At 72.9% G+C, this 23,761-nt stretch carries 13 protein-coding genes and 1 pseudogene; 9 read left to right on the forward strand and 5 right to left on the reverse strand.

Annotated features, from left to right (window positions below; genetic code table 11):
* Positions 1 to 132: 132 nt before the first annotated feature.
* Positions 133 to 426 carry a hypothetical protein gene (locus tag ACZ462_RS15690; RefSeq protein ID WP_467807684.1) on the forward strand — a complete coding sequence of 98 codons (294 nt, stop codon included), beginning with the start codon at positions 133 to 135 and terminating at the stop codon, positions 424 to 426.
* A 451-nt stretch (positions 427 to 877) separates the two neighbouring features.
* Here the strand turns inward: ACZ462_RS15690 and ACZ462_RS15695 are convergent, their stop codons facing one another.
* Together ACZ462_RS15695 and ACZ462_RS15700 are read right to left on the reverse strand one after the other, a co-directional pair.
* Positions 878 to 1,405, reverse strand: coding sequence for a hypothetical protein (locus tag ACZ462_RS15695; protein ID WP_467807685.1), 528 nt, complete (start codon positions 1,403 to 1,405; stop codon positions 878 to 880).
* Between the two features lie 134 nt (positions 1,406 to 1,539).
* Complete coding sequence (locus ACZ462_RS15700) at positions 1,540 to 1,728, reverse strand: hypothetical protein (protein ID WP_467807686.1); 189 nt, start codon at positions 1,726 to 1,728, stop codon at positions 1,540 to 1,542.
* Positions 1,729 to 2,148: 420 nt separating this feature from the next.
* On the opposite strand from ACZ462_RS15700, the gene ACZ462_RS15705 reads away from it, so the two are divergent.
* Complete coding sequence (locus ACZ462_RS15705) at positions 2,149 to 3,354, forward strand: IS110 family RNA-guided transposase (RefSeq protein WP_467807687.1); 1,206 nt, start codon at positions 2,149 to 2,151, stop codon at positions 3,352 to 3,354.
* Positions 3,355 to 3,400: 46 nt separating this feature from the next.
* On the opposite strand, the gene ACZ462_RS15710 is transcribed toward ACZ462_RS15705, so the two are convergent.
* From ACZ462_RS15710 to ACZ462_RS15720, 3 genes are all read right to left on the reverse strand, one after another.
* Positions 3,401 to 4,744, reverse strand: a complete 1,344-nt coding sequence (locus tag ACZ462_RS15710) for an ATP-grasp domain-containing protein (protein ID WP_467807688.1) — start codon at positions 4,742 to 4,744, stop codon at positions 3,401 to 3,403.
* A 75-nt stretch (positions 4,745 to 4,819) separates the two neighbouring features.
* Positions 4,820 to 5,068, reverse strand: coding sequence for a hypothetical protein (locus tag ACZ462_RS15715; protein ID WP_467807689.1), 249 nt, complete (start codon positions 5,066 to 5,068; stop codon positions 4,820 to 4,822).
* The gene (locus ACZ462_RS15720) at positions 5,065 to 8,112 is read right to left on the reverse strand and encodes an amino acid adenylation domain-containing protein (RefSeq protein WP_467807690.1); all 3,048 of its coding nucleotides are present in this window, start codon (positions 8,110 to 8,112) and stop codon (positions 5,065 to 5,067) included. The genes ACZ462_RS15715 and ACZ462_RS15720 overlap by 4 nt, the downstream gene beginning before the upstream one ends.
* Before the next feature lie 326 nt (positions 8,113 to 8,438).
* On the opposite strand from ACZ462_RS15720, the gene ACZ462_RS15725 reads away from it, so the two are divergent.
* The 7 genes and pseudogenes from ACZ462_RS15725 to ACZ462_RS15755 all read left to right on the forward strand — a co-directional run bounded on the left by ACZ462_RS15725 (position 8,439) and on the right by ACZ462_RS15755 (position 23,749).
* Positions 8,439 to 8,651, forward strand: coding sequence for an MbtH family protein (locus ACZ462_RS15725; protein ID WP_467807692.1), 213 nt, complete (start codon positions 8,439 to 8,441; stop codon positions 8,649 to 8,651).
* Between the two features lie 73 nt (positions 8,652 to 8,724).
* The gene (locus tag ACZ462_RS15730; RefSeq protein WP_467807693.1) at positions 8,725 to 9,738 is read left to right on the forward strand and encodes a class I SAM-dependent methyltransferase; all 1,014 of its coding nucleotides are present in this window, start codon (positions 8,725 to 8,727) and stop codon (positions 9,736 to 9,738) included.
* A gap of 1 nt (position 9,739) precedes the next feature.
* Positions 9,740 to 12,412: an amino acid adenylation domain-containing protein gene (locus ACZ462_RS15735; RefSeq protein WP_467807694.1), complete on the forward strand. Its 2,673-nt coding sequence runs from the start codon at positions 9,740 to 9,742 to the stop codon at positions 12,410 to 12,412.
* A gap of 6 nt (positions 12,413 to 12,418) precedes the next feature.
* The gene (locus ACZ462_RS15740; RefSeq protein ID WP_467807696.1) at positions 12,419 to 13,687 is read left to right on the forward strand and encodes a condensation domain-containing protein; all 1,269 of its coding nucleotides are present in this window, start codon (positions 12,419 to 12,421) and stop codon (positions 13,685 to 13,687) included.
* An 82-nt stretch (positions 13,688 to 13,769) separates the two neighbouring features.
* A pseudogene (locus tag ACZ462_RS15745) lies at positions 13,770 to 21,302 on the forward strand (amino acid adenylation domain-containing protein); the annotation flags it as partial.
* 5 nt (positions 21,303 to 21,307) lie between these two features.
* Positions 21,308 to 22,708 (forward strand): FAD-binding oxidoreductase, encoded by a 1,401-nt coding sequence (locus ACZ462_RS15750; protein WP_467807697.1) that lies wholly within the window; start codon positions 21,308 to 21,310, stop codon positions 22,706 to 22,708.
* Between the two features lie 3 nt (positions 22,709 to 22,711).
* Positions 22,712 to 23,749 carry an amino acid--tRNA ligase-related protein gene (locus ACZ462_RS15755; protein WP_467807699.1) on the forward strand — a complete coding sequence of 346 codons (1,038 nt, stop codon included), beginning with the start codon at positions 22,712 to 22,714 and terminating at the stop codon, positions 23,747 to 23,749.
* Positions 23,750 to 23,761 lie beyond the last annotated feature (12 nt).

Genomic DNA, 23,761 nt, shown 5'->3' on the forward strand with positions numbered 1-23,761 from the left:
ACCCCCTCTCCCCCCCCTCCCCCCCCCCCCCCCACCCCCCCCCCCCCCCCCCCCCCCCCCCCCCCCCCCCCCCCCCCCCCCCCCCCCCCCCCCCCCCCTGTACAAATCCCACCACCCGAGAGGGCTTGAGACGTGATCACACCTTCGAGCGCACAGCACTCTGCCGAAGGACAGCCGAAGCCGCAATGGACCCTGCCCGCCTTCCTCTTCGGCGCGGTTTGCGTTCTGCTCCGTCTCACCGACGTATGGTCATGGTGGGCCTTGCTGTGGACGCCGCTGCTGCTCCTTGCCATAGGCATGACGGTGAGCCAGTGGCGGCTTCCAGCGCGCAATCGGTGGCAGATGGGCATCCTGGAATGGCTGTCGCTCATCGTTGCCCACGTCGGCCTTGTCACCTCCCTGTGTGCCATTTGGCTCCTTGGGTAGCGGATTCTGCATGACGGCCTGGACCAGGAGGTCGTCCCGAAAAGGAAATCGACCGGAACCAGGCCCAGATCATCGAGCTGCTCACCCAGCTCGTGGGACAGCGCCCCGACGCCGGCTGATGTCGCAGACCTGGTGCCCGGGCCCGGACACGACGGTGGCCCCGACCAGGCACTTCTGGCCGGGGCCGTGGTGCGTCAGGGGTCAGTTCCCTGAGAGCAGGTGTTCCTGCCGGGCCCGGACGAGCCGATGCCGCCGGGCGTGGACGGCTTCGGCCCCGTCGATCCATTGCGCGCAGGAGGGGCCGGGCAGCGGCAGGCCGGCCATGTAGTGGGCGATGTCGGCGTAGTCGCCGGCTCGGGCGAGTTCGCGCAGGCGGCCGATGACGGCACGGACCTTGTCCTGCTCGCCGAGGACGGCGTGGTGGAAGGCGAGGGCCAGTTCCAGGACGGCTTCAGCGGCCGTGATGCCGGCGTCGCGGGTCGCCCTCAGGTAGTCGAGCGGCTTGGAGGCCGCGCGGAGTGCCGGCGTCGCGGACGAGCGCGGCGATCTGCACGGTGAGGCTGGTGGCGCGCAGGTCCAGGCTGGTGAGGAGCTGCTCGGCGAGGTGGATCTCGTCGTCCGCGACGGCGGGGTCGGTGAAGGCCGTCACGAGCGCGCGCTGGGCCTGGCTGGTGGCGCGTTCACCGGCGACGCTGTGCTGCTCGGCCTGGTCGCGGGCGGTGGCGTAGGCGGCGGCCGCGCGGTCCATGTCTCCGTGCGGCCAGAGGATGTCGCCTTCGACGCGGTGCTGGCGGCCGTCCCAGCCGAGGGTGAGGGCGGTGTCGTAGGCGGTGGGGAAGTCTCCGGCGAGGCGGGCGAGGTGGGCCAGGCCCCGGCGGGCTGCGGGGGCGAGGCGGCCGCCGCCGTCGGCGACGAGCTGCATCCCGTGGCGGGAGGCGGCGGAGTCGGGAGACAGAGGCAGCGGGGGAGACAGGGGCAACGGGGGAGACAGAGGCAGAGACAGGGCCAACGGCGGAACCGGAGGCACGCTCCAGAACGCTCTCGGAAGCCGGAAAGCGCTCCGCCAGCCCCTCCAGCAGTCGGGCGTACGCCCCGCGCTTCGGCGCGCGCGGCTCACTGCGGCCGGACTCCCAGCCGCTGACCGTCTCGCGCCCGGGTCTGCAGCACGGCGGCGATCTGGTCCTGGCTCAACCCGGCGGCCTCGCGGAGCCGCCTGCGCTCCGCCGGCGGCGGCAGGCGGTCCTGGCCGGCCTGTTCGAGCAGCGCATCAACGGCGCTGAACAGCTCGTTCTCCGTGGTCACAGGGGCTCACCTCCACCGGCACCCTACACACGGCACCCGCGAACCGCACACCGAACCACACGTCGACCGCACACGAACCGCACATCACGGCGACCAGAGCCGACGGGCCCACGGCCCACGGGTCACGGGCCGGGGCGGGCGGACAGCAGGCCCGGCGCCCCGTTATGTTTTCCGCGGTCCTGCAATGGGGCCGCTGGCCTCCGGGCCCGGCATGACTGTTGCCCCCTGTCGAACGGATGACCTGGGGGGTGGTGTCACCGGGTCCGAGGGGTGCCGTCGGAGACGCTGATGAGAGGTCCGACCACCGCGTGGCCGGGCGCAATGCCCGGCCGCTTGCGGGCGGCAGGTCTGCATAACGTGGACGCGCGAGAACGGCCCCGACGCCCAGGCCAGCACGGGTATCGAGCGAGTGGGGGCACGGTGATCGACACCAGCGGCGTAGGCGTCTTCCTCGGCCTGGACGTCGGCAAGAGCACACACCACGGCCACGGGCTGACCCCGGCCGGGAAGAAGGTCTTCGACAAACCGCTGCCCAACAGCGAACTCAAGCTGCGGGCCGTCTTCGACAAGCTGCGAGACAAGTTCGGCACCGTCCTGGTGGTCGTGGACCAGCCCGCCTCCATCGGTGCCCTGCCGCTGACCGTCGCCCGCGACGCAGGCTGCCAGGTCGCCTACCTGCCCGGACTCGCGATGCGGCGGATCGCCGACCTCTACCCCGGTGAGGCGAAAACCGACGCGAAGGACGCGGCGGTGATCGCGGACGCCGCCCGCAGCATGCCCCACACCCTGCGTTCCCTGGAGTTGACCGACGAGATCACCGCCGAGCTCACTGTCCTCGTCGGTTTCGACCAGGACCTCGCCGCCGAGGCCACCCGCACCTCCAACCGGATACGCGGCCTGCTCACCCAGTTCCACCCCAGCCTGGAGCGCGTCCTGGGCCCCCGCCTCGACCACCAGGCCGTCACCTGGCTGCTGGAACGCTACGGATCCCCGGCCGCGCTGCGGAAAGCCGGCCGCCGCAGACTCGTCGAACTGATCCGCCCCAAGGCCCCGCGCATGGCCACCCGGCTCATCGACGACGTCTTCGACGCGCTCGACGAACAGACCGTCGTCGTCCCGGGCACCGGCACCCTGGACGTGGTCGTCCCCTCCCTGGCCCGCTCGCTCGCGGCCGTCCACGAACAACGCCGGGCCTTGGAAGCCCGGATCAACGAGCTGCTGGTGGCCCACCCTCTTTCCCAGGTCCTGACGTCACTGCCCGGCGTCGGCGTCAGGACCGCCGCAGTCCTCCTGGTCACCGTCGGCGACGGCACCAGCTTCCCCACCGCCGCCCACCTCGCCTCCTACGCCGGCCTCGCTCCGGCCACGAAACAGTCGGGCACCTCGATCCACGGCGAACACGCGCCCAGAGGCGGAAACCGGCAGCTCAAACGCGCGATGTTCCTCTCCGCGTTCGCCGCCCTGCACGACCACGCCTCCCGCACCTACTACGACAAATGCCGGGCCCGCGGCAAAACCCACACCCAGGCCCTACTCCGCCTCGCCCGCCACCGCATCAGCGTCCTGTTCGCCATGCTCCGCGACGGCACCTTCTACGAATCACGAGACCCCGAAGCCGCCGCATGACCAGCTCGGGCTTGACGAAAGACATAGAGGCACCCCCCGCACCCGCCTAAGGCGCCGGCGGTGCGTACACGCCGCCGCCCAGGCGGGCGTGGTCCGGCCACTGCGCCTCGTGCCACCGGCGGTGCTCACGGAAGGTCATCCGTGGCGCCGCCACCACCAGCCGCTCGTCCACGTACCGGCGCAGCTCCTGCACCCGCCCGGCCAGCTCCTCGTCGCTGTCCGCCCTCACCAGCAGCAGACCCAGGCTCTGCCCGTGGAACTGGAACGACTCCGGAAGCACACTGCCGAAGGGATGCTCGTACCGTGCGTACTCGACCCCGGGCAGCCCTTCCAGTTCGCCGGCCGGCGGGTAGCCGAGGATCATCCCGGGGCGCCCCACCAGGTGGGTGTGGCCGACCGCCCCCGGCCGAACCTTCACGTTGAGTTCCGGCCGCCTGCCGAGAGCGCAAAGCACCCCGCACTCGGACAGGTCGACGTTGAACTTGTACAGCACCTGCTCCTCGGTGAGGCCTCCGCCGCGCCGCGCCGCGCACTCACCGAAACTCAGCGTCCCCGTGACCGGGTTGTGGAAGAGCTCCATGTGGAAGACGCCCGAGGTCATGCCGAGGGCCTCCAGGGCGCCGCGCACCACCGGAGCCGCCAGGTCGTACGCCCAGCCCTCGGCGTCCGGGTCCATGGCCCGCACCCACAGCGGGCGCTGCTCGCGCATGGCCTCCAGGCAGGGTTCGCCGTACTTGCCCAGCGCGAAGAAGAGCACCTCGCCGTCGAACACCACGCCGTCGGCGATCCACTCCTCTCCTTCCATGTACTCCTCCAGCAGGAAGGTGCGTCGGTCCAGCTGCCCGGCCCGGAACCCGCGGCTGAGCTCCGCCAGCCCCGGGTAGTCGGAGACGGTCGCCGTGTATCCGGTGCCGCCGTAGGAGAGGGGCTTGAGCACGGACCGCGCGAACGGGGTGTCGGCGAGGTGGCCGACGTCGTGGATGTCGTCGATGACGATCGTGGCCGCCGTCGACAGGCCGGCCTCCCGGACCCGGTCCTTCTGCAGGGCCTTGTCCCGAAAGTGCAGGGCGACCACCGGGTCGATGCCGGAACAGCCGAGCTGCCGGGCCAGCAGGCCGGCCGTGACGAGGGCGAACTCCTCACCGCAGTGGACGGCGCTGAACCGGTGCCCGCCCAGGCCCGCCCGGTACAGCGCACCGAGCACGGACTCGGCGTTGCCCGTGTCGTCCGCGCGCAGGATGCGCACCCCCTCCTCGGGCACCGTCGGACCGAAGTCCCAGGGCTCCGGGGCGCACACGGCCACGGTCTGCGCCGCGTGCCGCTGGCAGGCCCGCAGGACGTACCGGTCGACGCCGAGGTTGAGTATCGAGGTGTCTTGACGTTCGGACATGGGGTGGTTCTCCAGACTGTGCTGTGCCGGTTGCGGTGCGGGGGGCAGTACGGGGGGGAGTGGCGCCGTCCGGGCTCACGCGGGGGCCGCGGGACGGCAGACCGGGGTGCGGTGGCTCCCGCGGCGGTGGCGGAACTCGGCGTGCCGGACGCCGTCATGGAACGTGAAGGCGGGGAACAGCTCCAGGAGTGCCGGATCGCAGAAGCAGTCGATGACCAGGTGGACCCGCGGGGTGCCGCCTTCGTCGTACCGGTGGTGGGGACGGCCGAAGTCCGCGTACCGCAGCTCACCGGGCTGCCGGCGCTGCTGGGATTCCTCCTTCACTGCGCGGTGTGATGTGCCGGTGCGGCCTCGGGGTCTGAGGCCGAGGCCGGCGGGGGAGCCGTGCCCGGGTCCGGCGCGAGAACGGCGGCGAGCGCGCTCGCGGTCGGCGTGCGGTACAGCTCCTGCAGCGGCATCGGCGGCAGGCCCTGCTCCCGTACGGCGGCCGCCGCCCGCACCGCCTGCAGCGAGTTGCCGCCCAGCTCGAAGAAGTTGTCGTGCGGTCCGACGGGCACCCCCAGCACCCGCTCCCAGATCCGGGCGAGCGCAGTGGCGAGGTCCGCCGGCGGCTCCTGCTGCGCCGGCTCCCCGTGCGGGTGCAGCCGTACGGGCGCTGCGGCGGAGGCGGGAGGCAGGGCGCGCAGGTCGAGCTTGCCGTTGACGGTGAGGGGCAGGGCGGGCAGCACGGTGACCGCGGCCGGCAGCATGAACTCCGGCAGCGTCCGGGCCGCCCGGCGGCGGACGGCCACCGGATCCGGGTCCGCGCCCTCCGCAGCCACCACGTACGCGTCGATGCGCACCTCGGCGGCGTCGCCGCCGGGCCGATCGCCGGCGAGGACCACGGCGGCCGCGCCGACGGCGGGGTCGTCGAGCAGGACGGCGCGGATCTCGTCCAGCTCGATGCGGAAGCCCCGCACCTTCACCTGGCTGTCGATCCGGCCCAGATGCTCGAGGGTGCCGTCCGGCCGCAGCCGTCCGAGGTCGCCGCTGCGGTACATGCGGCCGCCGTGGAAGGGGTCCGGCACGAAGCGCTGCCCGGTCAGTTGGGGCCGGTTCCAGTAGCCGAGCGCCACACCGGCGCCGGCCACGTGGATCTCGCCGGGCGCCCCGTACGGCAGCGGCCGACCGCGCCCGTCGAGCACGTACACCCGCCAGCCGGGCAGGGGGCGGCCGACCGAGCGGGACCCGTCGAGCGCGTCCGCGCGCCGTACCTCGTGCGCGGTGACGTGGACGGTGGTCTCGGTGATGCCGAACATGTTGACCAGGCGGCACCGGGCCTCGGGGTAGCGGTCGAACCAGCGGGGGAGCGGGGCGGTGTCGAGCGGCTCACCGCCGAAGACGACCAGCCGCACAACCAGTTCGGCATGCTGCTGTCGGCGGTCGGCCTCGGCCAGCTGTCCGAAAGCGGAGGGGGTCTGGCTCAGCACCGTGACCCCTTCCCGCACCAGGAGCGCGTGGAAGTCGTCGGGGGTGCGGGAGACCCAGTAGGGCACGACGACCAGCCGGGCGCCCGTGAGCAGGGCGCCCCAGATCTCCCAGATGGAGAAGTCGAAAGCGCTCGAGTGGAAGAGAGTCCAGACGTCGTCCGGACCCAGCCGGAAATCGGCCCGCGTCGCGTCCAGCAGGGCGGCCACATTGCGGTGGGGTACGGCGACGCCCTTGGGCAGGCCGGTGGAGCCGGAGGTGTAGATGATGTAGGCGGCCGAGTCCGCTCCGCGGGCCGGCGCCGAAGGCGCGGGCCGCTCCGTCCCGGCCCCCGCCAGAACGGCGGGCGGCACGAGCGGCACGTCCTCGGCCCCCGTGATCTCGGAGAGTTCGCTGACGACCAGCCGAAGGCCCGCATCGTGCGCCGTGTGCGCGAGCCGGGCGGCGGGATAGGCCGGATCCAGGGGGACGTACACCGCGTCGGCCAGCAGGACCGCGAGCAGGGTGACGACGAGCTCGGCGGAGCGTTCGAGGCAGACGCCGACGTGGTCGCCGGGGCCGACGCCGTGCGCGGCCAGGCCGGACGCGAGCTGCTCGGCCCGCGCGAGCAGCCCGCCGTACGTGAGGCTCTGGTCCTCGTAGGTCACCGCGACCGCATCGGGCGTGGCCGCGGCGCGTTCCCTGAACAGGGTGTCGATGCGGGCCGGACGCTGCGGTGGGAGCGGCGTCCTGCTGTGCGCCCCGGTCAGCGCAGCGTGCTCTTCGGGATCCACCGGGTGGATGTCCTGGGGGAGCGTGCCGGGCGCGGCCGCGGCGACGGCCGCGTACGCCCGAGCCACGTGCCCGGCGAAGCGCCGGGCGGACTCCCCGTCGACCTCGGCGAGGCGGTGGTGGGTCTCCAGCCACAGGGCGCCGTCGGCGCTGCGGCGGGGCAGCAGGGTGACCGGGAAGGGCGCGCCGTGGCAGGGGACCTGCCCCTCGGCCGCCTCGGGCAGCAGCCCGACCAGGACCCGGCCCCCTGCGGCTGCGGTGAGGGCGGCGTAGCCGTCGGCGTCGCAGCGCCGAGCCGGGTCGCGCAGCTGGCGCCGCACGGAGCCGACGAGGGACGGCACGTCCGCCGGGCCGGTGAGGACGGGGGCGATCAGCGTGGAGAAGTCGTGGGCGCCCAGGGCCCGCGGCAGCCGCCCGGGATCGGGTGCGACCGCTGCCACGACGGGCCGCTCCTGGCCCTGGTAACGGCCGGTCACCAGGGCGGTGGCCACGGCGAGGACGGCCGAGACGGTGGAGGAGTCGGCCGGCCGATCCGCGGCCGGGGCGTCCGCGATCGGCGTCAGCAGGACGGCGGTGCCGGTCGCGCCCCTTCCCCCGTCCCGTGCCTCGGCGCGGGCTTCGGGGTCGGGCATGGCCCATCCGGGACGCTGGGCGAAATCAGCGGAACTCCATGTCTCCCAGGTGTCGGAGCCAGGGCCGACGGGGGGCGGAAGGAACGCTTCCGTTCGCTGGGGCGGACGGGGGCCGGCACCCTTTCCGGTTCCGGCATCCCGGCCGCCGTCGGCGGCTGCGACCAGGGTGTCGGCGATGAGGCGCAGCGAGCGCGGGTCCAGTTCCGAGCGGTGAGCGGACAGGACGAGGTCGCTGCGGCCGTCGGCGTGGCGCAGCAGCACCGCGCGCGGCTGGGTGGCGCCGGGGTCGACGGGTCGGGCCAGCTCGGCCTGCAGGAGGCGGCGGGCCGCGGGTGCGCCCGCGGCATGGGGCACGTCCTCCCGCCAGAGCCCGGCGGGGAGCATTTTGGCCAGTTCGTTCGCATCAGTGTCGCTGGGAAGCGTCACGTGCAATGAGTGGCTGTGGGCGGAGAGGTACTCCCCGTCCAGCAGCAGTTGGGAGCTTCGATGAGCAGGCACGACCGAACTCCAAAGATGATCAAGGCCGGGGCTGGTTGATTATCAGGAGGCCTTCCGGCCGGCGTCAAGCGTTCATATTCGGTCAATTTAAATGTGGCTGGAATGCTCCCCAAAAGGAACCTTAGCTTCCGCCCACTTAGGGTCAATCCGGCGTCCAATCCGGGCAAACCGCCCGGTATGTCTGGTTGTGATCCAGGCCACATTGATCTTTTCGCCGACCTGGGCGCAGGATGAAAGTGCACTTCAGCGGCGTACAGCCGGAAGGTCTGCAGCCCTGGAGTCGGGGTGGAGCATGTATCGGAAGCTGCGAACAGAATGGGAAAAAGATGTCCCTCAATCCCTTTGAAGCTGAGGCTTCGGGGACGTTCCAGGTGCTGGTAAACGACCAGAATCAGCATTCTTTGTGGCCGTCTTGGATTGCCGTTCCGGCCGGATGGAAATCCGTTTCGGAGGGGTCGAGAGAAGACTGCCTCGCCTACATCGAGGCCCACTGGATCGATATGCGGCCGACTGGTCTCGTCCAATCCCAGAACGGCTGACTCCAAGCCGCACCGACGGCCCGGCCGTATTCCAGTTCTTCAGTGCAAACCACCGGCAGGGGGTCGGTTCACCGTGTCCGAAGGCTCATATCTGCCTTCTGTCCCGCTCGATGACTACATCCGCACCATCGCGGCGGATCACCCGCAGCTCCACGGCCTGCTCGATGTCGAGCGGGCCCGCTCGGCGGACACCCTGTCCGTCCTGCTGCCCCTCACCAACGAGTTCGACTCCGACGAGACCGGCCGCGGAGACTCCTACCGACGGGCCCAGCAGGACATGTACGTCCGCTGGACCGGCGCACACCGGCTCCTCACCCTGGCGACCCCCGAGCATGCGGTCGGCGACGTGCTCGTCCTCGACGTGCTCGGCGGAGACGGGACCATCGCCCGGGCCGTTGCGGGCCGCGCCGACAGCAACGTCGCCAAACTGAACATCATCACCGGTGACATCTCGGGCGAGATGGTGGCCCAGGCACTGGCGCACGGCCTGCCCGCCGTCCGCCAGGCCGCGCAGGCACTGCTGCTGAAGGACGGTTGCGTCGACGCGGCCCTCCTGGCCTACGGCACCCACCACATCGCCCCCGAAGACCGCCCCCGCGCCGCCGCCGAGGCCGTCCGGGTCGTCCGTCCCGGCGGCCGGGTCGTGCTGCACGACTTCGACGAGACCAGCCCCATGGCCCGGTTCTTCAACGAGGCCGTCCACCCCCATTCGCCGACCGGCCACGATTACCGCCACTTCACGCGGCCCGAGTTGACCGAGCACTTCACCGGTCTGCCGGTATCGGTCCGGGTGGTGGACGTCTACGACCCACTGGTCGTGCGGGGTGCCACAGCCGAGGACGCACGCGACCGCATGTGTGACTACATCGCGGACATGTACGGAATCCGGACCCTTTTCTCTGCCCAGCGGACTTTCGCCGAGGTCTGGAATCTGCTCACCGACTTCTTCGACCACACGTCCTATCTCGAAGGGCTTTCCTCGCCCCTCGAGTGCCCGGTGCGCCCGGTGATCCGTGAAGCCGACGGCGGATTCGAGGCAGAGGTGCCGCGGATCGCGATCGCGGCCGTCGCAGAAAAGGCGGTCTGACATGGCGTCGACCCTGGTACCCGACCTGCTGGCGACGGCCGACGGTCCGTACGCCGACAGCCCGGCCGTACTCGGCTCCGACGGCGAGCTGTCCTACCGCGAACTGTGGGAGCGCGTCACCGCGGTGGCGGTCCAGCTGCACACGGCCGGGATCCGCACCGGCGATCACGTGGCACTGCACCTGCCCCGGTCGGCCGCCTACGTCAGCGCGCTCATCGCGACGATGGCCATCGGCGCCGTCGCGATCCCCGTCGACCCCGAGTTCCCCGCGGAGCGGCGCCTGCAGGTCGTCTCCGCAGCCCGCCCCCGCGTGATCCTGCACGACGGCTCCGGCGCCCCCGAGCTGCGCGGGACCGCCGGCGCCGACACTGCTCTGTGGCTGGTTCCCGACGCCCGGCCCGTCCCGGTGGCCGAGCTCGAAGCGCTGCGCGCCCGCACCGCCGAGGCCGCCGAGCTGACCGCGATGATCCTGTTCACGTCCGGCTCGACCGGCCGGCCCAAGGGCGTCCGTCTGCACCACGCGGGCCTGGTCAACCGGCTCCAGTGGGGACACCGCCGCTACGGCTTCGACCCGACCGACCGGGTCCTGCACAAGGCGTCCTCCGCCTTCGACGCCGCGATCCACGAGATCTTCTCCCCGCTCATCTCCGGGGGCACCCTCGTCATCGCCCCGCCCGGGCTCCAGTTCGACAGCCTGGGCCTGGTGCGGCTCATCCAGGAGACGGAAGTCACCACAGCCCACTTCGTTCCCTCCGTCCTGCGCTACGTCATCGACGAGGAGGAGCTCGCCTGGTGCACCTCCCTGCGCCGGGTGTTCTGCGGCGGCGAAGCCCTGGACATGACCCTGGTGCGGCGGTTCCGCGCCCTGCTGCCCGCCTCCCTCTACAACCAGTACGGCCCCACCGAGACCTCGGTGAACGCCACCTACTGGGACTGCGACGAACCGTTCGACGGAGACATCGCCCCCATCGGTCGGCCCATCGACGGCGTCGACTGCCACGTCCTCGACGAGGCGATGCAGCCCGTGCCCGCCGGCGGGACCGGCGAACTGTGGATCGGCGGGGTCGCCGTCGGCGGCGGCTACCTCGACGACGAGCCCCTCACCGCCGAGCGGTTTCGGCCCGACCCGTTCACCGGAACGGGCCGCCTCTACCGCACCGGCGACCTCGTCCGCCTCCTCGACACCGGCAGCCTGGAGTTCCGGGGCCGCATGGACGACCAGGTCAAGGTGCGCGGAGTCCGCGTCGAACCCGGCGAGGTCGACAGCGTCCTGCGCAGCCACCCGATGGTCCAGGACGCCTCCGTGATCGCCGCCCCCGACGAGGCCGACGGCGTGCGGCTCGTCGCGTACATCGCGGCCAAGCGCGCCCACGCACCCGTCGTCGACGGCCTCCAGCGGATCCAGCTGCCCCACGGCATCGCAGTGGCCACCGGCTCCCCGGACGAGGCGCTCTTCCTCCACCGGCAGATCTTCGAGCAGGACGAGTACGCGCGCTTCGGGGTGCGCCTCGGCAAGGACGACGTGGTCGTCGACGTCGGAGCGAACATCGGGCTGTTCGGCCTGTGGGCGCACCGCCAGGCCCCGGGGATCCGCCTGGTCGCGGTCGAGCCCAACCCGGACACCCTTCCCTACCTGCGCGTCAACCTCGAACTGGGCGGCGTGGCCGCGGACGTCGTCCCCGTGGCCGTCACGGACCGCGTCGGAGCCGAGACCCTGACCTCTTTCCCCCGGCTCAGCTACCTGTCCGGGCTTGGGAAGGACCGCCAGGACGAGGCGGTGGAGCTGGTCCAGTCCCACTACCGTCAGTCGGGCGGCGAGGGAGCCGGCACCGAGGAGGAGATCGCCGGCCTGCTCCACGACGCCGAGGACCGGCTCCGGGCCACCCTCCACGAGGTGGAGACGACGGACCTGTCCACCCTGCTGGACCGGATGGACATCGACCGGGTCGACCTCCTCAAGATCAACACCGAGGGTGCCGAGCTCAGCGTCCTGCGCGGCATCCGCCCCGACCACTGGAAGAGCATCCGCCAGGTCTGCCTCGAGGTCGAGCGCAGCAGCGTCGTCGGCACGGAGATCCGCAGCATCCTCGAAGGCGCGGGCTTCACCGTGTACTGCGTCGACGACTGGAGCGTCGGCACCGAGGCCGACGTCACCTACATGTACGCCACCCGCGACACCGCCCCGGCCGGTGAGCCGGAGACCGCCCCGGACGCCGAGCCCGCCGAGCACGCCGAGCACGCGAGGACCCTGCTGACTGCCCGCGAACTGCGCCGGCACGCCGGCGAGCGGCTGCCCGCCGCCATGCAGCCCAGCCAGTTCGTCTTCGTGGAGGAACTGCCGCGGCTGCCCAACGGCAAGCTGGCCCGCCGCGAGCTGCCTCCGCCGCCGACCACGGCGGGAACGGCCGCCGGCACCGCGGACGGCGACCGCGCCGACACCACCGTCGAACAGCTGCGCGAGATCTGGCGGCAGGTCCTCGCCGTCGACGAGGTCATGGACGACGACGACTTCGTCAGCCTCGGAGGCCACTCGCTGCTGGCCCTGCGCGTGAGCGCCCGGGCCCGCAGGCTCACCGGCACCGAGCTCTCGCCCGGCTCCTGCCTGCGCGCGCCGAGCTTCGCGGCCTGGTTCGCCGCGATCCCGCAGCCCGACGCGGCCGCCGGAAGGGGATAGCCGGCCATGGACCCCCTCCTGCCCCTCTCCGACATGCAGCAGTCCATGCTCGTCCACGAGGCGCTCGGCGACCGGCCCATGTACGCCATGCCGCTCTGCTTCCGCATCACGGGGGAGCTCGACACCGCACGGCTGGAGCAGGCTCTGCACCACGTCGTCCGGCGCCACCCGGTGCTGTGCGCCACGTACGACGGCGCCCACGCCGTGCCGCTCCCGCCGACCGCACCGCTGCCGGCGCTGCGCACCGCGACGGACGGCGGCGGCCGCCCCGGAGACGCACACCCGCCGGCAGGGCTCACCGACCTCTGGGAGGTCCCCTTCGACCTGTGCGAGGAACCTCCCGTGCGGGCGGGTGTCATCTCCTGCTCCGCCACCGAGCACTGGTTCGCGCTGGCCGTGCACCACGTCGCGGGAGACAGCTGGTCGCTGTCCCTCATGGCGCGGGAAATCGGCCTCGCCTACGCCGCGCTCACCCGGGGCGGCCCGGCCGAGCCCGCCGGCGCGGCCCCGGACTTCTTTGCCGACGCCGCGGCCGAACAGGCCCGCGACCACAACCGCGACGACGCCTGGTGGCGCAGCCGGCTCGCCGGAGTACAGCCGCAGCCCTACCCGCGCCGCACCCCGCCCGGCGAAGCGGAACGCGGAGCGTTCCTGGCGCTCCCCCTGGGTCTCGGCGCCGCCGAGACCCAGGGGATCCGCGCACTCGCCCGCTCCGCCCGGGTTTCCCCGGCCGTGGTGCTGTTCACCGCGGTGAGCGCCGCCGTGGCCGCCGGCGGGCCGCCGTACGACACCACGGTCGGCATGCCCGCCGCCCGCCGCGACACCGAGGACCTCCAGGCCACCATGGGCCCCCTCCTCAACACCCTCCCGGTGCGCACCGCGTGGACCGACCGGCTGACCCCCGAGGACGTGGTGCTCCGCCACGCCGACGCGATCGAGGAGAGCCTGGCGCACAAGGAGCTGCCGTACTCGCGGATCCTGCGCGCAGCCGGACTCCAGCGGCTCCCCGGCGGCGACCCGCTCTTCCTCCACCTCGTCAACATCGACACCGAGGTCCCGCGGCTGCCGCTGCCGGGCCTGCGGACCTCGCCGGTGCCCATCCCGCCGCGTTGGGCCAACTTCCCGGCGCTGTGGGAGTTCGGCTGGGGGAGCGTCGGCAACATCCACGGCACCCTGCGGGCCTCTGCCGACGCCTTCACCGAGGCGGACGCCCAGCAGCTCCGGCAAGCCTTCCACGACACCCTGCGCCGGCTCCTGGACGTCGACCGCACCTGATCCAAGACAGCACCACCACACGCTTTTCGCACTGTTCGCGACGAAGGGGATTCCTGTGTCTTCCTCAGCCTCCACGGGCTCCGCGCCCCGCACCCCGCGGGAAGAGATCCTGTGCGGCCTGTTCGCCGAGGTCCTGGGCGTACCGAGGATCGGCGTCGACGGAAACTTCTTCGAGGAGGGCGGCGACTCGCTCATGGCGATGCGGCTGATCAGCCGCATCCGGGCCGTCTTCGGAGTCCGCATCCACATCCGCAAGCTGTTCGAGAGCCCCACCGCCGCGGGCCTGGCCCGCACCCTGGAACAGGCCGACCAGCCCGCCGCCGCAGCCACGCCCGCCACGCCCCTGCAAGAGGTGGCCGTCCCCGACCGGATCCCGCTGTCGCCCGCCCAGCGGCGGCTGTGGCTCATCACCCAGGTCGAAGGCCCCAACCCGCGCTACAACATGCCGCTCGGCGTCTGCCTGCACGGCACGGTCGACCCCGCAGCCCTGGAGGCGGCCCTCGCCGACGTGGTGTCCCGCCACGAACCCCTGCGCACCGTCTTCCCCGAGGACGACGGCGTCCCGTACCAGCACGTGCTGGACCCGGCCGACGCCCGGCCGGCCCTCACCACGGCCACCGTCCGCCGCGAGGGCCTGGACCGGGCCCTGTCCGAGGCGGCCGTCAGCGTCTCCTTCGACATCACCAGCGACGCCCCGCTGCGCGCCTGGCTCTTCACCGCCGAGGAGTCCGGCGGCACCGAGCACGTACTGCTGATCCTCATGCACCACATCGCCGGCGACGGATGGTCCCTGCGCCCCCTGCTGCGCGACCTCGCCCAGGCCTACGAGGCCCGCCTGGCCGGGACAGAACCCCGCTTCGCGCCCCTCGCCGTGCGCTACGCCCAGTACAGCGTGCAGCAGCACGACGCCGCCGAAGCCACCGGCGGAACCGGCGCGGACGCCACCCCCGACACCCAGCTGGAGTTCTGGCGCCGGACCCTCGCCGGCGCCCCCGAGCAGCTGCCGCTGCCCTTCGACCGGCCGCGCCCCGCCACCCGCTCGTTCCGCGGCGCAGGCGTCGACTTCGCCATCGACGCCGACCTGCACGCCCGGCTCACCGGCCTGGCCCGCGCAACCGGCAGCACCCTCTTCATGGTGCTCCAGGCCGCCCTGGCCACCGTACTGACCCGGTACGGCGCCGGCGAGGACATCCCCATCGGCACCCCCGTCGCGGGCCGCGCCGAAGAGAGCCTCGACGACGTCGTCGGCTTCTTCGTCAACACCCTGGTGCTGCGCACCGACACCTCCGGGGACCCGGCCTTCACCGAACTGCTCGACCGGGTGCGGGCCGGCGCCCTCGCCGCGTACGCCCACCAGGACGTGCTCTTCGACCGGGTGGTCGAAGCGCTCAACCCCGAACGCTCGCTCGCCTGGAGCCCCCTGTTCCAGGTGTCCCTCGCCTTCAACGGCAGCGCCGTCGCCGCCGGCGACCTGCCCTCCCTGCCCGGCGCCCGCATCCACGAGGTCCCCACCTCGGTCTCCAAGTTCGAGCTGGGCTTCAACATCCGGGAACTGGAAGCGGCCGAAGGCGAACCGCAGGGCCTCGCCGGCTTCGCCGAGTACGCCACCGACCTGTTCGACCGGTCCACCGTGGAGCGGCTCGTCGCCTCGCTGCTGCGGGTCCTGGAACAGCTGCCCGACAGCTTTGGCCTGCGCCTGAGCGAACTCGAACTGCTGCCCGCCGGCACCTCGGACTCCCTGCCCGAACGCGCCGTGGGCGCCCCTGCCGCCCCGGCCGCACCCTCCGTGCCGGAGCTGTTCGCCCGCCAGGCCGCAGCGACCCCGGACGCGGTCGCCCTGGTCTGCGGCCGGCGCGAGGTCACCTACCGCGAGCTCGACGCGCGCGCCGACGCCCTGGCCGCCCGCCTCGTCGGCCAGGACGGGATCGCCGCGGAAGCCCCCGTGGCGATCCTGATGGACCGCTCCGTCGAACTCGTCGTCGCCGAACTGGCCGTGCTCAAGGCCGGCGGAGCCTACGTGCCCCTCGACCGCCGCTACCCGCCCTCGCGGATCGAGGCGATCACCACCGCGACCGGTGCCCGGGTCCTGCTGACCGACCGCGACGACGCCGCCGGGCTCGGCCTCGGCCCCGGCGTCCGCGTGGTCCGCGCCGACGCCGCCGACGGACCGGTCCCCGTCCCGGACGGGCCCCTCCCCGCGGTGACCGCGCACGCCGACCGGCTCGCGTACATCATGTTCACCTCCGGCTCCACCGGTACGCCCAAGGGCGTCATGGCCACCCACGCCGGCATCACCGCGCTCGCCGCCGACAGCGCCTTCGCCGCAGCGGCCCACCGGAGGGTCCTGCTCCACTCCTCGCCGGCCTTCGACGCCGCCACCTACGAGCTGTGGGTCCCGCTGCTGAACGGCGGCTGCTGCGTCCTCGCACCCCCCGGAGACCTCGACACCGAAACGCTCGCCGCCGCCATCACCCACCACCGGGTCGAAGCCGCCTGGCTGACCGCCGCCCTCTTCCACCACATGGTCGAAGCGGCCCCCGACGCCCTCGGCTCGCTCACCGAGATCTGGGCGGGCGGCGAGGCGGTCTCCGCCACCGCCGTGCGTCGCCTCCGCGACGCCCACCCCGGCGTGCGGGCCGTCAACGGCTACGGCCCGACCGAGACCACGACCTTCGCGACCTGGTTCGCGGTACCCGCCGACAGCCCCGTGCCCGAGCCCCTGCCCATCGGCGGCCCGCTCGACGGCATGCGCGCCATGGTCCTGGACTCCCGCCTCAAGCCGGTGCCCCACGGCGCAACCGGCGAACTGTACCTGGCGGGCCCCGGCCTGGCCCGCGGCTACCTCAACATGCCCGCCGCCACCGCCGAGCGGTTCGTCGCCGACCCCTACGGCCCGCCCGGCAGCCGCATGTACCGCACCGGCGACCTCGCCCGCTGGAACACGGCGGGAGCACTCGAATTCGCGGGACGCGCCGACGACCAGGTCAAGATCCGCGGCCTGCGCATCGAACCCGGCGAGGTCCGGGCCGTACTGGCCGAGCACCCCTCGGTCGCCGAAGCCGCCGCCGTCATCCGCGAGGACCGCCCCGGGGACAAGCGCCTCGTCGCCTACGTCGTCCCCGCGGACCCCGGCCGGGGCATCGACACCGCCGCCCTCACCGACCTCGCCCGGCGCACCCTGCCGGACTACATGGTGCCCTCGTCCGTCATCGCGCTGGACTCCCTCCCCCTGACCGTCAACGGCAAACTCGACCGCAAGGCCCTGCCCGCACCGCACGCCGCCGCCGCCTCCGCCGGCACACCCCGCACCGCCCGCGAGGAAATCCTGTGCGCGCTGTTCGCCGAGGTCCTGGGGCTGCCCCGGGTCGGTGTCGACGACGACTTCTTCGCCCTCGGCGGCCACTCCATGCTCGCCATGCGACTGGTATCGCGGGCCCGCACGGCCCTCGGAGTCCGCATCGGCATCGGCGACCTCTTCCAGGCGCCCACCGCCTCCGCGCTGGCCGCGGTCCTCGCCGCGGACGACGGCACCGCCGCCCCCGCCGGCCCCCCCACGGCCGCCACCGACCGGCCGGAGCGCATCCCCCTGTCCTACGCACAGCAGCGGCTGTGGTTCCTCGGCCAGGTCGACGGACCCAGCCCCACCTACAACATCCCCCTCGCGCTGCGCCTGACCGGCCGCGTCGACGCCACCGCACTGCGGGCCGCACTCGGCGACGTACTCGCCCGCCACGAGGCCCTGCGCACCCTCTTCCCCGCACCCGACGGCGAGCCCTACCAGCTGATCCTGCCCGCCGCCCAGGCCGAGCCCTCCCTGACCGAACTGCGGGTGCCCGCAGCCGCGCTCGACGAGGAAATCGCCAGGGCCGCCCGCCACAGCTTCGACGTGACCGCCGAGATCCCGCTGCGAGCCTGGCTGTTCGAGGCCGCCGACACCCCTGCGCAGGACGGCACGGGCGAGTACGTGCTGCTCGTCCTGCTCCACCACATCGCCGGCGACGGCCTGTCGATGCGCCCGCTCCTGCGCGACCTCACCGACGCCTACGAGGCCCGGCTGGCCGGCGCCGCCCCCGCGTTCACCCCGCTGCCCGTCCAGTACGCCGACTACGCCCTGTGGCAGCGGCGCACCCAGGAGGGGCCGGGCCGTGAGGCCCACGAGCGCTCGCTCGCCCACTGGCGCCGGACCCTGGACGGGCTGCCCCAGCAGATCGAGCTGCCGCTGGACCGCCCCCGCCCGGCGGTCGCCGGACACCTGGGTGCCACCGTCGAGCTCACCCTGCCCGCAGACCTCCACCAGCAGGTCCTGGACCTAACCCGAACCACCGGATCCACCCTCTTCATGGTCCTCCAGGCCGCCGTCGCCGCCGTCCTGACCCGCTCGGGCGCCGGCGAGGACATCCCGCTCGGCACCGTCGTCGCCGGACGAGCCGAGGAGAGCCTCGACGACGTCGTCGGGTTCTTCGTCAACACCCTCGTCCTGCGCACCGACACCTCCGGCAACCCCGGCTTCGCCGACCTGCTGGCGCGCGTCCGCGAAGCCGACCTGGCCGCCTACGCGCACCAGGACGTCTCCTTCGACCGCCTGGTGGAGGAACTCAACCCCGAGCGCTCGCTGGCCTGGCACCCGCTGTTCCAGGTACTGGTGGCCCTCGACGACGGCTTCATCGGCCAAGACCTCCGCTTCCCCGGCGCCCGCGTGCGGATGCCGCCCCTGGGCACCGACACCGCCAAGTTCGACCTCTCCGTGGACTTCGAGGACCGGCGCGACGGCACCGGCCGCCCCGCCGGGCTGCGCACCGTACTCGAATACGCCACCGAACTGTTCGACCACGCCACGGTCGTCGCCCTCGGACAGCGCCTGGTCCGCCTGCTCGAGGCAGCCGTCGCCGACCCGCACCGCCCGATCGGCGAACTGGACCTGCTGTCCGCCCAGGAACGGCAGCGCCTGCTGACCGACTGGAACGGGCCCGCCGTCGCCGAAAGCCCCATCGACCTGCCCGCCCGCATCCGGACCCTGGCCGCCGAGCGGCCGGACGCGCCCGCCGTCTCCGATGCGCACGGCAGCAGCAGCTACGCCGAATTGGCCCGCGACGCCGCCGCCGTGACATCGGCCCTGATCGCCGCGGGCGCCGGACCGGACGAGCTCACCGCGGTCCTGTCCGAGCGCAGCCCCTGGTTCGTCACCGCAGTGGTCGGCGCCCTGGGCACCGCAGGCGGCTACATGCCGCTCGACCCGGGAACGCCCGTCCCCCGCGCCGCCCAGATGCTCGCCGACGCCGAGGTGCGCTACCTGCTCGCCGCACCCGCCCTCGCCGACCGCGCCCGGGACATCGCAGCCGCGTGCACCGGAGCCCCGGTCACCGTGGTCCTGCCCGACACGGAGGCGGCGCCGGCTGCCGCGCCCGCCGCCCCGGCCCCGTCCCCCGAGGCCATCGCCTACTCGGTGTTCACCTCCGGCTCCACCGGCCGCCCCAAGGGCGTACTGGTCCCGCACCGCGGCCTGTCCAACCACCTGTGCGCGGTCATCGACCTCTACGGACTCGACGAAACCGACACCATCGCCTTCAACGCCCCGCTGACCTTCGACGTCTCCATCTGGCAGACGCTCACCCTGCTCCTCGCCGGCGGCCGCGTGCACGTCTTCGACGAGGAGACCGCCCGCGACCCCCAGGCCATGGTGGAAGCGGTGGCGGCCCACCGCGTGACCGTCATCCAGATCGTGCCCGCCGTCCTGCGAGCCCTCCTCGACCTGTGGGACGCCGACGACCGCAGCGCCGAGCACTGCGCCGGCCTGCGCTGGATGCTCGTCCACGGCGAGGAACTCCCGCCGGACCTCGTCACCCGCTGGTACAAGCGGTTCCCCGACATCCCCCTCGCCAACGTCTACGGCCCCGCCGAGTGCTCCGACGACGTGTCCATCTCGGTCATCCGGCCCGAATCCCTGCCCTCCGGCGGCCGCGCCCCCATCGGCAGGCTCCTGTGGAACACACGGGCGTACGTACTGGACGCACGGCTGCAGACCGTCCCCATCGGCGTCCCCGGCGAGCTGTACGTCGCCGGAGCGGGCCTCGCCCGCGGCTACGCCCAGCGGCCCGCTCTGACGGCGGAACGCTTCGTCGCGGATCCCTACGGGGCGCCGGGCACGCGCATGTACCGCACCGGCGACCTGGCCCGCTGGAACGCCGCCGGAGAACTGGAGTTCCTCGGCCGCGTCGACCACCAGACGAAGATCCGCGGCTTCCGCGTGGAACCGGGCGAGGTCCAGGCCGTGATCGAGGCCCACGACACTGTGGGACAGGCCGCCGTCCTCGTACGCGAGGACAGGCCCGGCGACAAGCGGCTCGTGGCCTACGTCGTACCCGACGGCCCGGCCGCCGGCGCCGACCCGACGGCCCTGCGCGCCCACGTGGCCGCTGCGCTCCCCGAGTACATGGTCCCCTCCTCCTTTGTCGTCCTGGACGAGATGCCGCTCACCGTCAACGGCAAGCTCGACCGCAAGGCCCTGCCCGCCCCGCTGGCCGCCACCACCGCGGCCGACGCGCCGCGCGCCCCCCGCGAAGAGGCCCTGTGCGCCCTGTTCGCCGAGGTGCTGGGGCTGCCCGAGGTCGGGGTCGACGACGACTTCTTCGCCCTCGGCGGCCACTCCATGCTCGCCATGCGGCTGGTCTCCCGGGTCCGCGCAGAACTCGGCACCCGCCTCGCCGTGAGCGACCTGTTCCGCCACCCCACCCCGGCCCGGCTCCTCCACGCCCAAGGCGGCGAGGCGTCCGACTACGAGGTACTGCTGCCGCTGCACACCCCGGCCCCCGCCACGAGCGACGGCCAACGCCCGCTGTTCTGCGTGCACCCCGCGACCGGACTGGCATGGAGCTACGCGCCGCTCGCCCGGGAACTGCCCGGCGAACTGCCCGTGTACGGCATCCAGGCACCCGGGCTCACCGCCGGCGCGCCCCTGCCGGAGGACTTCGCCGCGCTCATCGACCTGATCGCCCGGCAGATCCGCACCGTGCAGCCCGAAGGCCCCTACCGGCTGCTCGGCTGGTCGCTGGGCGGCAACATCGCCCAGGCCCTCGCCGCCCGCTTCCGGGCAGCCGGCGAGACGGTCGAACTGCTCGCACTCGTCGACTCCTACCCGGGGCAGACCTGGCCCTACCCGGACTACGCCGACGAGGCCCAGTGGGACGAATACGCCCTGCTGGCCACCCTCGCCGGGGAACCCCTGGACCCGGCCGGCCACAGCGCCGACTTCGGCAGCTGGCTCGCAGCCCTGCGCGCCGACGCCGTACGCCGCCTGCCGATGCCCCGCGAGCAGTTCGACCGCATGGTCGACGCCGGCGTCAGCAGCAGCAGGCTCGCAGCCGCCTGGCACCCCGAGACCTTCGACGGGACGGCCGTGTTCTTCACCGCCACCGAAGGCCGCGACGCCGACGGCCCCACCCCCGAGGCATGGCTGCCGTACGTCTCCTCGCTGGCCGTCACCCCTCTGGCGTGCGCCCACGAGGAGGCCATGGCCGAGCAGCCCCGCGCGGTCATCGCCCGCACCCTCACCGAGATTCTCAAGGCCGCCGCCCCCGCACCCAGGGACGCCGCAGCGGACACGCAAGGAGCCCAGTGACACCCATGCACACCGACAACCCGACCACGCCACTGCCCGCCCACTGGCTGTCCCCCCAAGACCCCGGATACGACGAGGCCCGCCGCATCTGGAACGGCATGCACGACCGCCGCCCGGCCCTGATCGCCCGCTGCCGCGACACCGCCGAGGTCTCCCTCGCCCTGCGGCACGCAGCTGCCGCCGGCCTGGAGGTCACCGTCCGCGGCGGCGGCCACAACGTGGCGGGGACCTCCCTCGCGGACGGCGCCCTGCTCATCGACCTCTCCCCGCTCGCGGACGTGGCCGTCGACCCCGAGGCCCGGATCGCACGCGCCGGCGGCGGCGCACTGCTGCGCGACGTGGACGCGGCCACCACGCCGCACGCACTGGCCTGCCCCGCGGGCGTCGTCTCGCACACCGGCCTGGGCGGGCTCGCCCTCGGCGGAGGCTACGGCTGGCTCGCCCGCAAATGGGGGCTGACCTGCGACCACATCATCGCCGCCGAAGTCGTCCTCGCCGACGGGTCCGTGGTCGAGACCGACGAGGACCACCACCCCGAACTGCTGTGGGCCCTGCGCGGCGGCGGCGGGAACTTCGGCATCGTCACCCGCTTCACCCTCCGGTTGCGGCCGGTCGGCCCCGTCCACCACCACGTCGGCGTGTACCCGCTGGAACAGGCACCCGCCGCACTCGCCGCCTACCGCACCTTCGCCGAGCAGCAGGACACCGACCTGCACGCCGTCGGCTGCCTGAAGTTCGCCGGCGACCAGGAGTGGATCCCGGCCGCCCTGCGCGGCGAGCGCGCCCTGTTCCTGACCGCGGCCTGGTTCGGCGACCCGGAGCAGGGCCCGGCGAACACCGCCCCCCTGTTCGAGAAGGTGCGGCCCGCAGCCGAACTCACCCGCCTGCTCTCCTACGCGGAGCTCCAGGCCCTCGGCGACCACGGCGAGCCGCACGGCAACCGGTACTTCACCAAGTCCTGCTACCTCGGCGAGCTCTCCCAGCAGGAGGCGGACGCGTTCGTGGCCATCGCCCGCGACATGCCCTCCTGGCTGTCCTCCGTCGACTTCGAGTACCTGCGCGGAGCCATCACGGACGTGCCCGACGAGGACTCCGCCTTCCCCAGCCGACACGCCCCCTACATCTGCACGGTCTCCTCCCAGTGGACCGACCCGGACCAGGACGCCGAGAACACCGGCTGGCCCCGGCGCAGCATCGAGCGGCTCGCCCCCCTCAGCACCGGCGGCGCCTACGTCAACTACCTCCAGGACGAGCGCGAAGGCCGGGTCCGCGAGATCTACGGCGCCGCCCGCCACGAGCGCCTCGCCGCAGTCAAGAAGACCTACGACCCCGGCAACGTCCTGCACCGCAACCAGAACATCCCGCCCCTCGCGGACGAACAGCGCAACCGCAGCAAGGAGTCCTGAACCATGTCGATCCTGCAGCCGCCGTCCCTCTACGGCAGCAACGAGCCGGACGCCTTCCTGCAGGCGCTGCGCTCCCCCTGGTACGCCCTGGTCGCGGACCTGTTCCACACGGTCCGCACCGCCACCGACCACTACGCGCACGGCCGGGGCCTGCGCAACCTCCCGTTCCCCCTCACCACCCGGACGGTGACCTGCCCGACCGCGCTCGGCAGCGACTCCGAGCCCGTCCCGGTCTCCGTCCTCGGCGTCGACACCTACCTGCCGGACTCCATGCAGTTCGCGCTCGAATACGGCTGCCGGCTCGCACCCGGCGGCTGCTACGACATCCAGCCGTCCTACCGCGGGGAAACCCCCGACGAAACCCACCTCAACCAGTACACCCACAGCGAGGCCGAGATCCCCGGCGGCCTCGAAGAGCTCATCGACTACGTCGACGGCTACGTCAAGGCCCTGGCCGGCGCAGTCCTCGACCAGCACGGCGACCGGCTGGCCACCGCCCGCGGAGACATCTCCCACCTGGAGCGCATGGCCGGCCACAGCGCCCCGTTCGAACGGCTCACCTTCGCCGAAGCCGTAAGGATCGTCGGCGACACCGACGGATGCGTCCAGGACGCCGGCTCCTGGCGCAGCCTCACCCGCAAGGGCGAACGGCTGCTGATGGAGCGCGTCAGCGAGTTCGTGTGGGTGCACCACTTCGACTCCCTTGCCGTGCCCTTCTACCAGGCTTTCGGCGACGACAACGGACAGACCGCGCGCAACGCCGACCTGTTCTTCGGGCTCGGCGAGATCGTCGGCGGCGGAGAGCGCCACGCGGACGCCGAACTCCTGCGCAAATCCATGGCCATGCACGACGTCAAGGAACAGGAATACGCCTGGTACGTGCGCATGCGCGAGGAGCTCCCCATGCGCACCGCCGGCTTCGGCATGGGCCTGGAGCGCTTCCTGATGTGGGTCCTCGGCCACGGCGACATCCGCGACATCCCCCTGATCGACCGGATCAACGAGACCCCCGCCTTCCCGGCCGCAGTCACCCGCCCCTAAGGACGCCGGACA

The organism is Streptomyces sp. NPDC031121, assembly GCF_055570615.1.

Excerpts from the sequence above, each read along its gene's own strand:
- ACZ462_RS15710 (WP_467807688.1), bottom strand. The coding sequence starts at position 4,744 with ATGTCCGAACGTCAAGACACCTCGATACTCAACCTCGGCGTCGACCGG.
- ACZ462_RS15725 (WP_467807692.1), top strand. The coding sequence starts at position 8,439 with ATGTCCCTCAATCCCTTTGAAGCTGAGGCTTCGGGGACGTTCCAGGTG.
- ACZ462_RS15735 (WP_467807694.1), top strand. The coding sequence starts at position 9,740 with ATGGCGTCGACCCTGGTACCCGACCTGCTGGCGACGGCCGACGGTCCG.
- ACZ462_RS15740 (WP_467807696.1), top strand. The coding sequence starts at position 12,419 with ATGGACCCCCTCCTGCCCCTCTCCGACATGCAGCAGTCCATGCTCGTC.
- ACZ462_RS15750 (WP_467807697.1), top strand. The coding sequence starts at position 21,308 with ATGCACACCGACAACCCGACCACGCCACTGCCCGCCCACTGGCTGTCC.
- ACZ462_RS15755 (WP_467807699.1), top strand. The coding sequence starts at position 22,712 with ATGTCGATCCTGCAGCCGCCGTCCCTCTACGGCAGCAACGAGCCGGAC.